We start from the raw sequence: 16,861 nt of genomic DNA on the forward strand, positions 1-16,861 counted from the left end.
CTTTGACCTAATAGTATGCATGCTTTTTCAAAATATGCATGTAAATATTGTCAATACCACTCTATCTTATTACAATACGTTGTCGGTTTCAAGAATAGTTTTAATTTTCGTTACCATTAAATCAATCGCCACCTCATTATCCCCACCTTCAGGAATAATGATATCAGCATAACGTTTCGTTGGTTCAATAAATAAATTATGCATCGGTCGAACCGCTGATAAATACTGCTCAATCACCGAATCCGTTGTACGTCCACGCTCTTTAATATCACGCATAATGCGGCGAATAATACGTAAATCTGAATCTGTATCCACAAATAATTTAATATCCATTAAATCACGTAAATCAGCATCCTCTAAGACTAGAATACCTTCTAGTATAATAACATCTACTGGTTCAACGTGTATAACTTCTTCTGCCCTTGTATGCTGGACGTAATCATACACAGGTTTTTCAATTGGTTGACGCACTAACAACTTTTTTATGTGCTCAATTAATAAATCATTATCGAAAGCTAACGGATGATCGTAGTTAGTTCCTAAGCGTTCTTCAAATGTTAAATGACTTTGATCCTTATAATAAAAATCTTGTTCAATTACCACAACAGAATGCTCACGGAAAACATCATAAATGGCACGCGTCACGCTCGTTTTTCCCGAGCATGAGCCACCTGCGATTCCGATGACAACAGGACGCTTCACTGCCATTAGTTATTCTCCTTTCGCATCATGTTATGCGGCTTCAATGGTGTATCACATTTAAATTTGACAATTTGTAATGGATGACGAGCTGCATCTAGGCTATTGCCATCCTCGTCCCAAATTTCACCCATTGTTAAACGGAAATTCTCAATTTCAGGACCAAAGAATTCTACTTCGTCACCAGGTTTAAAATAATTACGCTGTTGCATTGTCACTATTTTTGTCTCTGGATCATGCTCTAAAATAAGTCCAGCAAATTCATAGGTTGTTTTACGACCATGCACACCAAACATCTGCTCCTCAAAGCCAGGTGCATCATGGAAGAATGCTTCAGCCGTATCACGGTTAGCACATTTGTCTAATTCCTCTAGCCATTCACGTTTAATTTTAAAGTTATCAGGATCTGCACAATAAGCATCAATCACTTTACGGTACACAGAAACAACTGTCGCTACATAGTGAATGGATTTCATACGACCTTCAACTTTTAACGAGTCGATACCTAGCTCAATCATATGAGGAATCGCTTCAATTAATTTTAAATCTTTTGGACTCATCGCAAATGGTGCATGGCTATCATCGAAAAGTGCTTTTTCTTCACCATCTTCTAATTCATATAGATCATAGTCCCAACGGCATGATTGGCAGCATCCCCCTCGGTTTGAGTCACGAGCCGTCATATGATTAGAAAGAACGCAACGACCAGAGTAGGCAATACACATTGCTCCATGAACAAAGGCCTCAATTTCAATGTCGACCTTTTCCTTCATCAGCTTCATTTCTTCTCCGCCGACTTCACGCGCTAATACAACACGATGTAAACCTTCTTCTTTCCAGTACTGCACGGCCTTCCAGTTGGACAATGATTGCTGAGTAGAAAGGTGAATTTCAAGCTTAGGTGCTGCTGTACGACAGGTTTCAATAATAAGCGGATCTGCTACAATAATACCTGTTACGCCCACTGATTCAATATCCTTTAAGTAACGCTCTAAGCCATCCATATTTTCATTGTGGGCAAAAATATTTGTTGTTACATATATTTTCGCACCATATTGATTGGCAAATTCTACACCTTCACGCATCTCTTCAATTGAAAAGTTATCCGCATTCGATCGTAGACCAAACTCTCGCCCACCGATAAATACAGCATCTGCTCCGTAATGGACAGCTATTTTTAATTTCTCTAAACTACCCGCTGGAGCAAGTAGCTCTGGTTTTTTAGTAATGACACGTTTACCGTTGACAATCTCACGGATTTTGTCATTTTGCTCTAACGCTAATGCCATGTTATTGTCCCCTCCTAGTAAACTGTTTCCTTAAAGATAAAGCCTGTATCTAATGGTCTAATAGCTGGTTGCATATCTTCAATTTTTGCTAATAAATCGTCTTTTATTTCTTCATATGCCTCTTCTGATTCGTCAAAATACGTATCGATCGCTTTTCGATAAGCTTCTGTTACTGCGACTACATAGTCTGGCGTTTGAAGAACACCTTCAATTTTTAGAGCATCGATGCCACCTTCAAATAATTCGCCTAGTTCATCAATAATACACATATCATTTGGACTGAAAATATGTGTACCATTTACATCTTCATATATTGGATACTTATTATTTCGTTCATCATCATGTAGGAACATATTACGATTTTCTTGGCGATTTTCAATCGCCATTACTTTATCTTGATATAAGAAATAATGGCCGAGTAATGGACGTTTTGATTGGAACATACATGTCATTCCATGTACTTGTACTTCAATTTCCATCTCGGTATTTTCTTTAATTTCTAATACTTCATCAAGAGAAAGCTCACGCGCTAACACAGCACGCGTTGCACCACGTTGCCCCCAGTAATTAGCCGTAAACCAGTTTGTAGCTGTCGTTTCTGGATTCCAATGTAACGGAATCGTAACACCTTGCTCTCTACGAATAATGAGTACCGCTGGATCACCGTAAATTAAACGGTCCACACCGATACGTTGCATTTCTTTTACATAATCAGCAAGTGCCTCTAGTTTCTCATTATGGAAAAGTGCATTGACTGCAACATATACCTTTTTACCCGCTTCGTGTATAAGCTTTGTCGCTTGTTCTACTTCTTCAACGGAGAACTCTCCTGCTAGACGTAGACCAAATTGTTGTTCACCAATAACAAAAGCATCTGCTCCAGCAACTAAAAGTGCTTTTATATGTTCTAATGATTGTGGTGTCACAAGCAATTCTGGTTTTTTCATAGTAGTCACCTCTTCAAACATAGTAATAAACCATCACCGACTGGTAAAAAAGCACTTGTATACTCCGGGTGCTGCATAATCCAATCCGTGAAGTTTTTTAAATTGCGAATCATTGTTCGCTTACGACGTGGAACATCCTTCAACTCTAAATCAGACAAACCATGCATGTACATATTATCGATATACAATACCCCTCCTGATTTTACTAAAGGTGCATATTTTTCAAAAAAGCGTTGGTATTGTCCCTTCGCAGCATCAATAAAGACCGCATCGAATGTTGTGTTAATAGCCTCGTCATCCACTTCTAAAGCGTCACCCTCAATGACCGTAATTCGATCTGATACAGTCGAACGTTTAATATAGGCTTTTGCCCTTGCTACACGATCTTGATCACGTTCAATTGTAACAATTTGGACATGAGGCAATGCCTCTGCCATACGAATAGCAGAGTAACCAATTGCTGTACCTATCTCTAAAATTTTTGACGGATTCTGAATACGCAACAGTTGATTTAATGCATCAATACCTGCTAGTTGCATGATCGGTACGTGATGCTCCTCCGCATATGCTTCCATTTCTAAAAGCAATTCATTACGTGGCTGTATAAATGATTGTATATATGCATCTGATAATTCCATTGTTTCCACCCTCATTTAAAAGGCAACGAGCGTTTGCCGTTGTCTGTACTTCATCATTTATCAACAAAAAGAAAAAGACCAAACGTGATGTCTTGGTACTTTGCCATACAAAAATGAGCAATTGCTTCGATATGCTCAAACAATTGCCACCACGCATATTTGTCCCGCATAAATGAACGGATTGATCAAAAATCACACTTTATAATAGCATGAAAATAGAAGGAAAGCTATTTTTCTTTCCTTCTATCCATCTGTTTGCTATATGATTTTTGTTCTTCCTATACGTTTACTCTTCTTTTCGTAAATATTTTTCTACCTTCTGCAAATGCTCATCATAGGTTTTTGAGAAGTGGTTGACACCCTCTTTATCTGCTAGGAAGTAGAAATAATCTGTTTGACTTGGATTTAATGATGCCTCAATCGAGGTTTTACCTGCACCCGCTATTGGACCAGGTGGTAGACCTTTATTTTTGTATGTGTTATAGGCATTATCCACTTCTAAATCCTCATATAGAACACGATCCTTGTGATCACCCAGTGCATAGAGTACGGTTGGGTCGGTTTGGAGTGGCATCCCTTCATTGATTCGATTATAGAAGACACTTGCAATAGTCTCTCGATCCGTTTGAGCAGTCGCTTCTTCTTCCAATAATGAAGCAAATGTTAACAGCTGATGTACGGACATTTGTTTTTCAGCTAATACATCACTATAGTTCTTCACCACATTGTTCATGGCTGCTATCATCTCTTCTACAATCGCTTGTAAGGATGGTTTTTCCTCATAATAAGAATACGTAGCTGGATATAAATAGCCCTCTAAGTCATAGCGAATATTGTCAGCTAAAACCGCCTCTGTAACTAGCTCAGGATAATTAGCCATCATTTGCTGAACAAATGTGTCACTCGTCACAAGATCCATAAATTCTTTTTGTGTGTACGGTGTTTTCTTTTCAATCACTTTCCCAATTTGTTCAAGTGTTAAGCCTTCTGGGACTGTCATCGTAAAGACAGGCTTACGATATACCTTCCCTGTTTTCAAGCTTTCAATGAGTTCATCAAATGTCATTGCCTGTGTTAAATCATAATTTCCCGCTTGAAATTGTGATTCATTTTTAAATTTTGCATAGTATTTAAAAACACGTGCATCTTTTATGACACCTTTTTTCTCTAGTAGTGTTGAAATGGAGGACAAACTAGAGCCAATTGGTACTTCTACTGCAATTGTTTTCGTTGCATTAGGGTCTAATGGTTTTAGAGCACCTTTTACATAATTGTACCCAAATAAACCAACAACTCCAATTATTAGTACGAAAACAATGGCAATAATTGCGACGATTTTTCTCACCATTTTTACCTCAGATTTTCTTTCTTGCATTTTTGAAAACATTTCTTGTTTTTTTGAACCGTTATCCACGGGTTTCCCCCCTATCACTATTCAATATCATACTAGAAATCAACTTTCACGACAAACAGAAATCGACAATTCAGGAGAAATTACATATGTAAAAAATCTGCCAACAACTTTCGTTAGCAGATTTTTGAGCATTCTAGAAATAGTTTATCCTATAAAGTGTTTAATACTTCTTCTACAAATTCCCATTCTTCATCTGACTCAATCGGGTATAACTCTTCAATCTGGCCTTCATTTCCAGCTAGATATTGGGCTGCAAAAATATCACGCTCATCAATCGGTTCATCTGTTGCTGGCACATATAATACATACGATTTACCGAATTGCTCAGATGAAAATGTATGAATGACTTCGCACACTTGATCTTTTCCTTCTTCGTCTGTCACAGTAATTAGCTGTGGTTCTTCTTCAAATTCATCAAGTAATGTTAACACCACTTCATTAATCATTTCCCATTCGGCATCTGTTTCAACAGGCTGTAAATTTGTCATCTCACCTGTATTGTCATCATAATCAAAAGTCATCGCCGAAAGGTCTCCTGGAATTTCTTGACCTGTTTCATCTAGAAGGGAAAATAACACATAGGACTTGTCCTCCGCATCAAAGGTAAAGACCACACGACACTGCTGTTCCTTACCATCTTTCCCAATGATCATAAATTCTTGCGTTTCTTCATTCATTCTGTTTCCTCCTTTATGACAATTTGATGTCATTTATTAAATCGTTTTTTTGAGGTTAGACACTTTAGAATAGCTTCTCCTATTTTTGAGCAAGTTTTCCCTGCATTTCTTCTCTACCTTTGAGCAGGTTCTCGATGTTTGGAGTGGGGCTTGGAGCGGTTACACTCTATTTCTAAGCGAATCCACAAACTTTATGAACGTTTCTCAACAATTGTGGATCAAATTCACACATCTACAATGCATTCATTCTTCAATTTAACAATCCTTCTACATTAGAAAAGCTTCAATAAAAAAGGAACAAGGACTGCAAGCTGCGATCCTTGTTCCAAGCTTTGAGTTAGAAGATTAGTCTTCGTTTTCATCCTCTAAAGCGTTTAAAACGTCCTCTACCATATCCCACTCTGCTTCAGTTTCGATTGGTGTTAATTCACCATCTTCACCATTTTCAGATGGTACAAATGAAGATACAAAGATTTCAACTGAGCCATCTTCATCTTCCTCTGCGCCTACCATTGAGTAAAACACATATGATTTGCCAAACTCTGGAGATTCATGAACGTGAATCACTTCACAAAGCTGCTCGTTTCCGTTTTCGTCAATCACTGTAATGTGTTGAACATGTAGTTCTTCTTCATGGTTATGCTCGTGTGCCATGCATTGTCACCTCATCAATTAATTTTTGCTATCTAAGTAGCCTTGTAAAATCATCACAGCTGCCATTTTATCAATGACCTGCTTGCGCTTTTTGCGACTCACGTCCGCTTCGATCAGCATACGTTCAGCAGCCATCGTCGTTAAACGTTCATCCCATAATTTGACCGGTAGTGAGAAATGCTCTTCTAATAGCTTTTTATAGTTTTCAGAAGCCTCTCCACGCGGTCCAACCGTATTATTCATGTTTTTTGGAAAACCTACAACAAATTCTGTTATAGTATATTCCTTTACTAGCTCAGCGATACGGTCAATACCGAACTCACCATTAGCTTCATCAATTTTTACGGTTTCAATACCTTGGGCGGTCCAACCAAGTGCATCACTTACAGCAACACCCACAGTTTTTGACCCAACGTCTAATCCCATAATTCTCATTTCTAGTCCTCGTTATTCTTTTTGATATAAAATTTAACAAGCTCCTCTAGAATTTCGTCACGCTCAAGCTTGCGAATTAAATTACGAGCATCCTGATGGCGAGGAATATACGCCGGATCACCAGAAAGTAAGTAACCAACAATCTGATTGATAGGGTTATATCCCTTTTCCTCTAATGAAGAATGAACTTTCAACATTACCTGCTTGACTTCCTGTTCCATTGATTCTTCTGGAAAATTAAATTTCATCGTTTGATCAAATGAACTCATGACCAGCACCTCGCTTTCAGAAATAAGGAGATGTGCAAACAAGCTCATCTCCAATTTCTCTTTATTATAACATGTTTTGGTGAATTAATTAAATGGATTTAACATAATCATACACAGAAAGTAGTGCTTCATCAAGTTTTGATGCATCTTTTGCACCTGCCATCGCCATATCTGGACGACCGCCACCTTTACCACCACATGCTTCCGCAACCATTTTCACAATATTCCCTGCATGGTAATTGCCACCAACTAATTCTTTTGAAACACCAGCACATAACATAACTTTTTCACCATCAACTGCTCCAAGAACAATGACTGCTTTTGGCATTTTTGCTTTCAGGTCATCCATCATTTGACGGAGTTGATTGTTATCCTTCGCTTCCACTTTTGTAGATAGCACTGTCACATCTCCAATTGTTTGAGCGGCATCAACAACTGCCCCTGCCTGTGCATTGGCGATTTTTTGAGATAATGCTTCGTTTTCACGTTGTAATTCTTTATAGTCTGCTTGTAATGCCTGTACTTTTGTAACAATATCTTTAGCATTTGCTTTTAATAATGCTGCTGCATCATTTAATAATGCTTCTTCTTCTTTTACTGCTTCATAAGCAACTTTTCCTGTAACAGCTTCAATACGACGAGTACCTGCACCGATACCACCTTCTGAAACAATTTTAAAGAAGCCAATTTCAGAAGAGCGTTTAACATGGATACCACCACATAGCTCAATCGAATAATCTCCGATGGATACTACACGTACAACATCTCCATATTTTTCACCGAATAATGCCATAGCACCCATTGCTTTTGCTTCATCAATGCCTTTTTCTTCAATAATGACCTCTATATCATCCCACACTTTTTCATTTACAATACGTTCAATTTGCTGTAATTCTTCTTTTGTAACTTGACCAAAGTGAGAGAAATCAAAACGTAAACGATCAGGTCCTACATATGATCCAGCTTGGTTCACATGATCACCTAGCACATCTTTTAATGCACGTTGCATAATATGTGTTGCCGTATGGTTTTTAATGATTAAATTACGGTCATCACGATTGACCACTGCTTGCACTGCATCTTCCACATGCATTTCCCCAGATTCAACTACTACTGTATGAAGCGGTTGACCATTCGGTGCTTTTTGAACATCTTTTACAACAGCCGTAAAGCTATCATTTGAAATAGTACCACTATCAGCAATTTGACCACCCATTTCAGCGTAGAATGGTGTCTTCGCTAAAATAACCAATGCTTCCTGACCTTCAGAAGCGACTTTCGCAACTTGACCATTGACGATCATTGCAGCGATTTCAGTATTAACACTTAACGTATCATAGCCAACAAATTCACTTGCAACCGTTAAGTTTGCTAATACTTCATTCTGGACTTGCATCGAATCAACATCTTGTCGTGCAGCACGCGCGCGTTCACGTTGCTCTTCCATCGCTGCCTCAAAACCTTCATGATCTACTTTCATGCCTACTTCCTCTGCATATTCTTCCGTTAGCTCGATTGGGAAACCATACGTATCATATAAACGGAAAGCATCTGCTCCTGGGATGTAATCATGACCAGCTGCTTTTTGAGATTCCACTACTTCATTAAAGATAGCTAAACCACCATCTAATGTTTCGTGGAAACGAATTTCTTCATTTTTAATGACACGTTGAATAAATTCGCATTTCTCTGTAACTTCTGGATAGAAGTCTTCCATAATTTTACCCACAGTTGGTACAAGTTCAAACATAAATGGTTTTTCAATACCAATTTGTTTAGCATAGCGAACGGCACGACGTAGTAAGCGACGTAATACATAGCCACGGCCTTCATTTGAAGGCAGGGCACCATCGCCTATAGCAAATGCTACTGTACGGATATGGTCTGCAATCACTTTAAATGGTGTATTAATATCTTCATCTGAGCCAAAGATTTCATTTAAGTCTACTTCGCCAGGTCGTTTATATTTACGATTGGCAAACTCCTCGATTTTTTCAATAATTGGCATAAATAAATCAGTATCAAAGTTTGTTGGTACATTTTGCACGACGGACACAATACGCTCTAAGCCCATACCTGTATCAATATTTTGCTTTGGTAGTGGCGTGTAAGTGCCATCAGGATTATGGTTAAATTGAGAGAACACAAGGTTCCAAATTTCTAGGTAACGCTCATTTTCTCCTCCTGGATACATTTCAGGGTCATTTTCATCTGAGCCGTATTCTACGCCGCGATCATAAAAAATCTCTGAGTTCGGACCAGATGGGCCTTCTCCTATATCCCAGAAGTTCCCTTCTAAACGAATTAAACGTTCTTCTGGAATACCGATTTCCTGATGCCAAACATCATATGCTTCCTGGTCTTCTGGGTGAATCGTGATGGATAATAATGCTGGATCAAAGCCCATCCATTTTTTATCTGTTAAAAACTCCCAAGCATAATGAATTGCTTCTTTTTTAAAGTAGTCACCAATAGAGAAGTTTCCTAACATTTCAAAGAATGTATGGTGTCGAGCTGTTTTCCCAACGTTTTCAATATCGTTGGTACGAATCGATTTTTGAGCATTTGTAATACGTGGATTATCAGGGATAATACGGCCATCAAAATATGGTTTCAAAGTTGCAACACCTGAGTTGATCCAAAGAAGTGATGGATCATTTATTGGCACAAGTGGTGCTGATGGCTCATGATGATGCCCCTTTTCTTTAAAAAATTCCAAATACATACGGCGAATATCTACTGCTTTCATTGGATAAATTCCTCCTATTTTATATTGTAAAATCACGATACGAATCCTGCGATTTACCGAAGAAAATAAAAAAAGCCCTCATCCCCAAAAAGGGACGAGGACTTGTCATTAGTCTCGCGGTACCACCCTAGTTGTAAGTAAAAACCTTACTTACCTCTTTAGCACTTGTAACGTCAGTGAACGGCAGGGATTAGCTGCACTCTGGAGTAGCTTTCGGCATTTGCTGTTGTGAGGATTTTTTCAGCCTAGAAATCCCTTTCTTGTGCACACACAAATACGTACTTTTTCCATCATCGTTTTTACTTTTTCTATCGAAAATTATAAAAAAAATCTATTGCGCTGTCAATTAGTACTAGTATGACTAACACTAACTAAGCAATCATTTTTTTGAAATATATCCACATACCCCATGTAAAGATAACTAAGAAGGCGCTAATTGCAATAGTTGTATAAGGGGTATCTTGATAAGGCAAAGGTACATTCATTCCAAAAAAACTAGTAATTACTGATAGTGGTAACATAATTGTCGAAATGACCGTTAATAAATTCAGCTTTTCAATGGATTTCCCACTGATAATTGAAAAATACGTATCAAGCGTGCTGTTCACTAAATCGCGATATGTCTCTGTGGAGTCGACAATACGCTCTAGATGGTCATTCAAATCTTTATAGAATGGAATATTTTCTTCTTGAATATCAAATTTCCACTGGCCATTGATTGTAGAAAAAATTCTTCTTTGTGGCATAATGGCCTGACGAATTAAAATAATTGTCCGCTTCAATGCAAGAAATTCCTCTGTCACCACTTTTGGTTGATAATCATAAATTTCTTCTTCTAGTTCATCTATACGTGCGCGAATTCGTTCTAATACTGGGAAGTATTCGTCTGTAATACCGTCAATAATTGTATGCAATAAAAAATCAGTACCCTTTTCCAAAAATCTTGGGCTATTAACACAAACATTTTCCATTTTTCCTAGCCATTGCAACTTTTGTTTATGCACAGTCACAATATAGTTTGGTCCCATAAAAATATTTAACTCAACGGTTGTAATTTCATTGTTACTTTTCTCATTATAAATTGGTGCATGGAGCACAAAAAATTTATAATCACCATAACTATCCATTTTTGGACGTGAGCCTTCATGTAAGCAATCTTCAACTGCGAGTGGATGAAAGCCAAATACATCAGCTATATTATTCAATTCATTATAACTATAAGCATATAAATCTACCCATAATAAATCTTCGTTATGAATAGGGAGTTGTAAATCAATCATATTGAAATCATGTTGGACTGTCTTACTGCAGCTATTATAATAGTGGATTTTAATCATTGCATTTCACCTCGTGTTTGTTATTGAGGGAAACAAAAGGTCATCCTGAATCACCCTTTGTCTGCATCGGTGATCAGAAATCGATGACTTTTTATGTGTTTCCGTTTGCCTAAATGATACTTATTCGGTTCAGGACTACTATCCATTTCTCATCACCTTCCTTCCATAACAAAAACACGCCTTCGACGAATGAAGGCGTGTTGAATACACATATCAAAAAAATAGCAATAAAATACATTGCATGCTTGTTACCTTCAAACGTTGAGTTTTAGCACTATGCGGCATAGGAATATGTCCAGCTACGTTAAAAAACACCTTATTTCGATGATTTCTGTTGACCCATTGGCGTCTCTCGACATTTTTGGGTAGTAGCGTATCTCCAGCATAGGAGCCTCACCTAACGAAGGGAGTCTTATTTTTTTATTCCTGTAAATGATAACGGATAGTTTCACAACTGTCAAACTTTCTATCATTCATTTTTCAAAAAGTCTTCCACTCTTTGCACTAGATGCTCTCGTTGATAAGATTGATAAAGCAGGCTAGATAAACGTACAGGATCACCAAAGAAAAAGCGTTCGTACAATGTCTGTCTTGTGCCAAAACTACTCATCGTTAAATCCCAAGCTAAACGGAATTTCTTTACTCGCTCTTCTCCTTTGTCTTTGAATGATTGCAAATAATGTTCAAGATCACCGTCATCCGTTGCAAAAGCTTTTGCACTCGGTATAGACATTAATCCACTTGCTCCCAGTTGCTGGATGATATCTGTAAAGGTAGGATATACTTTCGGGAAGATATGAATAGCGACCTGTAATGTTGATTGGTCTGGTCTGATAAAGCCAAAGGAATCCCTTTGTGCCTCAATTTCTGATTTTAATTGCAATGCTTTCATCGTTTCTAATGCTACGATGACATCTACCACTTTTTGATGGACATGTTGGTAATCCCCAATATTTATGGAATCCACAATCATTTGTACAACCCCTAAGATGAATTCCGTCTTAGCAATTTGACGTGACAGCACATGATGCAAAGTATACGCTTGGAAGCCACTAACATTCATAAATTGATTGGCTACTTCAACATTTTCGTAATAAAATACTCGTTCCCAGGGGACAACTACATCCTCAAACACAACGATTGCATCCATTTCTTCAAAACGTGCACTTAACGGATAATCAAAGGTAGAATCTCCCCCTACAAATGATTGCCGGCATAAAAACTTTAAGCCTTTCGTGTTACTTGGAATAGAAAACCCGAAACCTTTTCCTTCATCATAGCCATTTGTCGATAAAACAAGAAGCTCATCTGTGATGCCACCCTGTGTCGCTAGTAATCTTGCCCCTTTAATGATTAAGCCCTCACTTGTTTTCCCAATGATTTTAGCTGCAATGGTTACTTCTTCATCCTCATAGTAAAAGCGCTTGCGATTTACCTGTGGTTCGATAAAGGTATGTGTCATCGTAATATCATTCTCGCGAGCATACTCATAGAACTTTAGCAAATGCTCTGGGAAACAATTTGGCTTCTCTTTTAAAAAATCTGACGCTGATGCAAGGGCCATTAATGTTGTATTCATATAATCAGGGCTTCTCCCCATAAAGCCTTGAGAAGATAATGCCCATTCCCTTGCCGCTTGGCGCCTTTTCACAAGATCTTCTGGCGTCAATACTTGAAGAAATGACATGCCAACTTTCTGTTTACTAGTTGGCGATTCATAGGTCATTTTTTCAAGAAGTGCCTCTTGATGTTGTAAATCAAAAAGTTTCGCTTGACTCTGGATAATTCCTTTAAAGGCAGGATGTTCTGACACCTTTCCTGTCACGACTTTCCCATCTATCGAAATATACGTTTTTAAAGCATCAATTCGTTCAATATACTGCTGCCCTGTCATTATCGGCATGCTGTCACCCCTATATATTCCCTATGTTTTTGTACTCATCTAGTATATGAAATGTCCAAATATTAGGTGACGATACATCAATTAGAAAAACCCGATTAGACAGTCTAATCGGGAATATATATTTTAGTCATCCAAAAAATCATATGGAGAGACATCATTCATACCAATCATTGGATGAATATAAGGGGCTGTTTCTACTGTTAGCTTTGGTTCAATGGAAACCGGCTCCTGCATCCCTTCATTTTCTACTGGCACTGCCTCGACTTCCACAAGTTCTTCCTCAATTTCCATTGGGTTAAGTCTTGCACGTAAAGAGGTGAAACGCTGAAGGTCATCTGTACGCTGTAAACCATCCGCAAGCACATCTGGTTCACCACATAAAATCAAAAAGTTTTTAGCACGTGTAATACCTGTGTATAAAAGGTTACGCCGTAACATTTTGGAATACCCTCTAACCACTGGCATAATGACCGTTTGAAACTCAGAGCCCTGTGATTTATGGATGGAGCAACAATAAGCTAGTGTCAATTGATTGAGATCACTTCGTTGATAGGTCACCTCAATGCCATCAAAGGATACGATCAGTAAATCTTGTTTTTCGACCGTCTCTTTCGCTTTAATAATACTAATGACCTCACCCATATCTCCATTAAAGACATTGCTTTCAGGTTGATTGACAAGCTGAAGCACTTTATCCTTTATTCGATAGGTGACATCCCCAAAAACTAGCTCTTTTCGTGTGCCAGTATCATTTGGGTTAATTAGCTCCTGAATCATTTTATTTAAATTATCTATCCCAGCTGGTCCTTTATACATGGGCGCCAACACTTGAATATTACGGATTTCCTGGCCCTTTGCGACAGCACTTTTGACAACCTGTGTAACAACGTTGGCAACTTGATCGGCTGAAGCCTTTATAAACGAACGATCAGAGGTTTTAGCTGTTAACTCTTGTGGAATCGTTCCTTTTTTTATTTGATGGGCAAGTTCAATAATCGTCGAGCCTTCTGCTTGTCGGTAAACATCTGTTAGCTCGACAGTTGGTAGCTGCTTGGATGCTAATAGATCCTTTAACACCTGTCCTGGACCTACTGGTGGAAGCTGATCCTGATCTCCAACAAAGACAACTTGAACATCTTCATGTAAAGCCTTTAATAATTGATGGGCAAGCCATGTATCAACCATGGACATTTCATCCACGATAATCAACTTACCTGTCACTTCACGCTCTGTTTCTTCCTCTTTTTCTTGCCCTGTAAAACCGAGCAGTCGATGAATGGTCATCGCAGGAAGCTCTGTTGATTCGGCTAATCGTTTAGCAGCACGTCCAGTTGGTGCACAAAGAATAATCGGAAAAGGCTCCTCTTTTTGAGCATACTCTTTTGGATTTAAGGATAAGCCATGAAGCTTTGCATAAACTTCCACAACTCCCCGTACAACAGTGGTTTTCCCCGTACCAGGACCACCCGTTAAAATCATAACAGCTGAATTTAAAGCCTGTTCGATGGCATTCGCTTGTGTTTCTGCATAGGTAACATTGAGTAGCTCCTCTGTTTCTCCAATGGCTTTTCGAATTTCATCTTTACTAAAATGTTCAGCCTTATTATTTCGCTCGATAAGCGATAAGATTTTCGATGCAATCCCTACCTCTGAAAAATAGAGTGACGGTAAATATAACCTTGTCTCTTCACCACAAATTTTGCCTTCTTCACGGAGACCGATACAGGCTTGAGAAATATCCTCGAATGGTATCTCCTGTCGTTGGCTTTGTTCAAGCATTTCCTTAACGAGCGGTAAAACATGTTCTGCGTCTAGATAAACATGTCCATCCGATAAAGCTGCTGTATTTAAAATATGTAAAATCGCTGCTTTGACACGATCAGGGTGTTTACCAGTTATACCCAATTTCGCACCTAGCTCGTCAGCTCGAAAGAAACCTACCCCTTCCACATCTTCAATTAAGCGGTATGGATTTTCTGTCAGTAATTCAATGGCTTCTGTTCGATAGGTTTGGTAAATTTTCATCCCAAGCTGTGGACCAAATCCCCACTCATTCAATTGAATCATGACCCGCTCTAAGCCTAAGTTTTGCTCAATGGTGCGGTGAATGACTTCTTTTTTTTCAGCAGATAGACGTGGAACAGCATCGAGGGCACTGGGATCTTCTAAAATAACACGGAGTGCATTAGCACCTAGTTTTTCAACAATCGTTTCAGCTGTTTTTTTCCCGATCCCTACAAAGAGATCACTAGATAAATAATGAATAATTCCTTGCTCGGTTGCTGGTACCTCTTTTGTAAATGTCTCAATTTGAAATTGAGCGCCGTATTTAGGATGCTGTTTTAAAATACCAGTAAATCGATATTGTTCATCCATTTGTAGTGGGGGAAAATAACCTACAACAATAATCTCTTTATCTTCATATTGCAAATTCGTCTCTTGAATTTTCACACGTACAATCGAATACATATTTTGCGCATTATGAAAGATAGAGACGATCGGACGTCCGAGTATAAAAAATTTATTGAGTTCAAATAAATCTAAATGATCTGTCATGTTCGGTCCGTCCTTTCTTATAGTTTTCAATCTTTTTATTTTACCATAGCCACATGAAAATATCGCAGACAAAAATATATTCACTTCGTTATTTTTACATTATTTTGACAAATGACAATTCTCTGCCTTTATCCTCCGTTCCATGCTATGATTAATATGAATTAGTTGCACGGAAGGATTGTGAAATTATTGGAATTTAGACCTTGCATCGATTTACACGATGGCAAAGTAAAGCAAATTGTGGGCAGCACTTTGGGATATACAAATCAAGCAGTTATAGAAAACTTTATTTCTCAACATGACGCTAGCTACTATGCACAAATGTTTGCCCAAGATCGTTTAACAGGTGGACACGTTATTATGCTAGGCTCTGGTAATGAAGAAGCTGCCATATCCGCTTTAACAACCTATCCTCAAGGCTTGCAAATAGGTGGTGGTATTACGGCTGACAATGCTCAAAAATATATTGACGCAGGTGCTTCGCATGTCATTGTCACATCCTATATTTTTCATGATGGTCAGCTCGATTTAGCGCGTTTAAAGCGTTTAAATCAATTAATTGGTAAAGAACACCTTGTCATCGATCTTAGTTGTAAGATGCGTGACGGGAAGTGGTTTGTCATGACAGATAAATGGACTACATTTAGTCATTTCGAAGTTAATGCTGCATCGATTGCCTATATTGAAGATTTTTGTGATGAGCTGTTAATACATGCTGTCGATGTTGAAGGAAAAAAGGGTGGCATGCAGGAAAGCCTGGTACAGGATTTAGCTGACTGGACATCTATTCCAACTACCTATGCAGGTGGCGTTCGTTCAATCGAAGACTTAGAAAAATTTAATCAATTAGCCCATGGAAAACTTCATGTAACCATTGGAAGTGCGCTCTCAATTTTTGGTGGCGATTTACCTTATACAGATGTAGTCGAATATTGTAAAAAAGGCGGGATCTTGTGAAGCTTATTTATAAAGATTATGTTTTTCCATTTCAAGAAACAAATTTAGAGAGAATTATAGATGGTAAGTATTTTAAAGTGAATAAAAAAGATCATTCTCTTGCGATTCATGTGCAACTTGACAACGAACAAATGTTACTGGAATTTTCAAAATCACTGAAGGCAACATGTGGGTTCTTACGCGATCAAGAAACAGAGCCTTATATCGGAACCTATATTGATTTACAAATTTTCGTTGATGAGTTTAATAAGCGCTATAACTTAAATGCTGAAATTATTAGTTAAAACAGGGGGACAGATGGTTCCCTTTGTTTTAACCTTAAATCCTCTTCTGCATT

15 protein-coding genes, 1 riboswitch and 1 other annotated feature are annotated in these 16,861 nt (G+C 38.2%); of the genes, 2 read left to right on the forward strand and 13 right to left on the reverse strand.

The window, feature by feature from the left end:
- Window positions 1-69: 69 nt before the first annotated feature.
- The 13 genes from udk to recD2 form a co-directional block, all read right to left on the reverse strand.
- On the reverse strand, window positions 70-708 hold the full coding sequence (gene udk / locus NY607_RS06185) for a uridine kinase (RefSeq protein WP_004226858.1): 639 nt from the start codon (window positions 706-708) through the stop codon (window positions 70-72).
- Window positions 708-1,988 carry a peptidase U32 family protein gene (locus NY607_RS06190; protein ID WP_259419332.1) on the reverse strand — a complete coding sequence of 427 codons (1,281 nt, stop codon included), beginning with the start codon at window positions 1,986-1,988 and terminating at the stop codon, window positions 708-710. The genes udk and NY607_RS06190 overlap by 1 nt, the downstream gene beginning before the upstream one ends.
- Before the next feature lie 14 nt (window positions 1,989-2,002).
- Window positions 2,003-2,935: a peptidase U32 family protein gene (locus NY607_RS06195; protein ID WP_131520518.1), complete on the reverse strand. Its 933-nt coding sequence runs from the start codon at window positions 2,933-2,935 to the stop codon at window positions 2,003-2,005.
- Between the two features lie 5 nt (window positions 2,936-2,940).
- On the reverse strand, window positions 2,941-3,573 hold the full coding sequence (locus NY607_RS06200; RefSeq protein WP_131520517.1) for an O-methyltransferase: 633 nt from the start codon (window positions 3,571-3,573) through the stop codon (window positions 2,941-2,943).
- Window positions 3,574-3,859: 286 nt separating this feature from the next.
- A complete protein-coding gene (gene mltG, locus NY607_RS06205; RefSeq protein ID WP_048392143.1) occupies window positions 3,860-4,987 on the reverse strand; it encodes an endolytic transglycosylase MltG in 1,128 nt (375 codons plus the stop codon).
- A gap of 149 nt (window positions 4,988-5,136) precedes the next feature.
- Window positions 5,137-5,664: a DUF1292 domain-containing protein gene (locus NY607_RS06210; RefSeq protein ID WP_131520516.1), complete on the reverse strand. Its 528-nt coding sequence runs from the start codon at window positions 5,662-5,664 to the stop codon at window positions 5,137-5,139.
- A gap of 345 nt (window positions 5,665-6,009) precedes the next feature.
- The gene (locus NY607_RS06215) at window positions 6,010-6,318 is read right to left on the reverse strand and encodes a DUF1292 domain-containing protein (RefSeq protein WP_004226842.1); all 309 of its coding nucleotides are present in this window, start codon (window positions 6,316-6,318) and stop codon (window positions 6,010-6,012) included.
- An 18-nt stretch (window positions 6,319-6,336) separates the two neighbouring features.
- Entirely contained in the window at window positions 6,337-6,753 is a 417-nt protein-coding gene (gene ruvX / locus NY607_RS06220) for a Holliday junction resolvase RuvX (protein ID WP_004226840.1), read from the reverse strand.
- Window positions 6,754-6,755: 2 nt separating this feature from the next.
- A complete protein-coding gene (locus NY607_RS06225) occupies window positions 6,756-7,022 on the reverse strand; it encodes an IreB family regulatory phosphoprotein (protein ID WP_004226839.1) in 267 nt (88 codons plus the stop codon).
- A gap of 88 nt (window positions 7,023-7,110) precedes the next feature.
- On the reverse strand, window positions 7,111-9,771 hold the full coding sequence (alaS, locus tag NY607_RS06230; protein WP_259419333.1) for an alanine--tRNA ligase: 2,661 nt from the start codon (window positions 9,769-9,771) through the stop codon (window positions 7,111-7,113).
- A gap of 87 nt (window positions 9,772-9,858) precedes the next feature.
- Window positions 9,859-10,074: a binding site (T-box leader), on the reverse strand.
- Window positions 10,075-10,142: 68 nt separating this feature from the next.
- Window positions 10,143-11,108: a magnesium/cobalt transporter CorA gene (gene corA / locus NY607_RS06235; protein WP_131520515.1), complete on the reverse strand. Its 966-nt coding sequence runs from the start codon at window positions 11,106-11,108 to the stop codon at window positions 10,143-10,145.
- A 246-nt stretch (window positions 11,109-11,354) separates the two neighbouring features.
- A riboswitch (M-box (ykoK) riboswitch) is annotated at window positions 11,355-11,520 on the reverse strand.
- A gap of 57 nt (window positions 11,521-11,577) precedes the next feature.
- The gene (hpaB, locus tag NY607_RS06240) at window positions 11,578-13,011 is read right to left on the reverse strand and encodes a 4-hydroxyphenylacetate 3-monooxygenase, oxygenase component (protein WP_259419334.1); all 1,434 of its coding nucleotides are present in this window, start codon (window positions 13,009-13,011) and stop codon (window positions 11,578-11,580) included.
- A gap of 123 nt (window positions 13,012-13,134) precedes the next feature.
- Window positions 13,135-15,567, reverse strand: a complete 2,433-nt coding sequence (gene recD2, locus NY607_RS06245; RefSeq protein WP_237898286.1) for an SF1B family DNA helicase RecD2 — start codon at window positions 15,565-15,567, stop codon at window positions 13,135-13,137.
- A gap of 189 nt (window positions 15,568-15,756) precedes the next feature.
- On the opposite strand from recD2, the gene hisA reads away from it, so the two are divergent.
- Window positions 15,757-16,524 (forward strand): phosphoribosylformimino-5-aminoimidazole carboxamide ribotide isomerase, encoded by a 768-nt coding sequence (gene hisA, locus NY607_RS06250; RefSeq protein ID WP_237898287.1) that lies wholly within the window; start codon window positions 15,757-15,759, stop codon window positions 16,522-16,524.
- Window positions 16,521-16,808, forward strand: a complete 288-nt coding sequence (locus tag NY607_RS06255) for a hypothetical protein (protein ID WP_048392136.1) — start codon at window positions 16,521-16,523, stop codon at window positions 16,806-16,808. The genes hisA and NY607_RS06255 overlap by 4 nt, the downstream gene beginning before the upstream one ends.
- Window positions 16,809-16,861 lie beyond the last annotated feature (53 nt).

Origin of the sequence: Lysinibacillus sp. A4 (assembly GCF_024919535.1) — a bacterium.
GTDB lineage: Bacteria > Bacillota > Bacilli > Bacillales_A > Planococcaceae > Lysinibacillus > Lysinibacillus capsici.

What these genes read in the sequence shown, in the direction of transcription:
- NY607_RS06225 (WP_004226839.1), bottom strand. Translation starts at nt 7,022, where the DNA reads ATGAGTTCATTTGATCAAACGATGAAATTTAATTTTCCAGAAGAATCA.
- recD2 (WP_237898286.1), bottom strand. Translation starts at nt 15,567, where the DNA reads ATGACAGATCATTTAGATTTATTTGAACTCAATAAATTTTTTATACTC.
- corA (WP_131520515.1), bottom strand. Translation starts at nt 11,108, where the DNA reads ATGATTAAAATCCACTATTATAATAGCTGCAGTAAGACAGTCCAACAT.
- NY607_RS06200 (WP_131520517.1), bottom strand. Translation starts at nt 3,573, where the DNA reads ATGGAATTATCAGATGCATATATACAATCATTTATACAGCCACGTAAT.
- hpaB (WP_259419334.1), bottom strand. Translation starts at nt 13,011, where the DNA reads ATGCCGATAATGACAGGGCAGCAGTATATTGAACGAATTGATGCTTTA.
- alaS (WP_259419333.1), bottom strand. Translation starts at nt 9,771, where the DNA reads ATGAAAGCAGTAGATATTCGCCGTATGTATTTGGAATTTTTTAAAGAA.
- NY607_RS06195 (WP_131520518.1), bottom strand. Translation starts at nt 2,935, where the DNA reads ATGAAAAAACCAGAATTGCTTGTGACACCACAATCATTAGAACATATA.
- udk (WP_004226858.1), bottom strand. Translation starts at nt 708, where the DNA reads ATGGCAGTGAAGCGTCCTGTTGTCATCGGAATCGCAGGTGGCTCATGC.
- NY607_RS06215 (WP_004226842.1), bottom strand. Translation starts at nt 6,318, where the DNA reads ATGGCACACGAGCATAACCATGAAGAAGAACTACATGTTCAACACATT.
- NY607_RS06210 (WP_131520516.1), bottom strand. Translation starts at nt 5,664, where the DNA reads ATGAATGAAGAAACGCAAGAATTTATGATCATTGGGAAAGATGGTAAG.
- ruvX (WP_004226840.1), bottom strand. Translation starts at nt 6,753, where the DNA reads ATGAGAATTATGGGATTAGACGTTGGGTCAAAAACTGTGGGTGTTGCT.
- NY607_RS06190 (WP_259419332.1), bottom strand. Translation starts at nt 1,988, where the DNA reads ATGGCATTAGCGTTAGAGCAAAATGACAAAATCCGTGAGATTGTCAAC.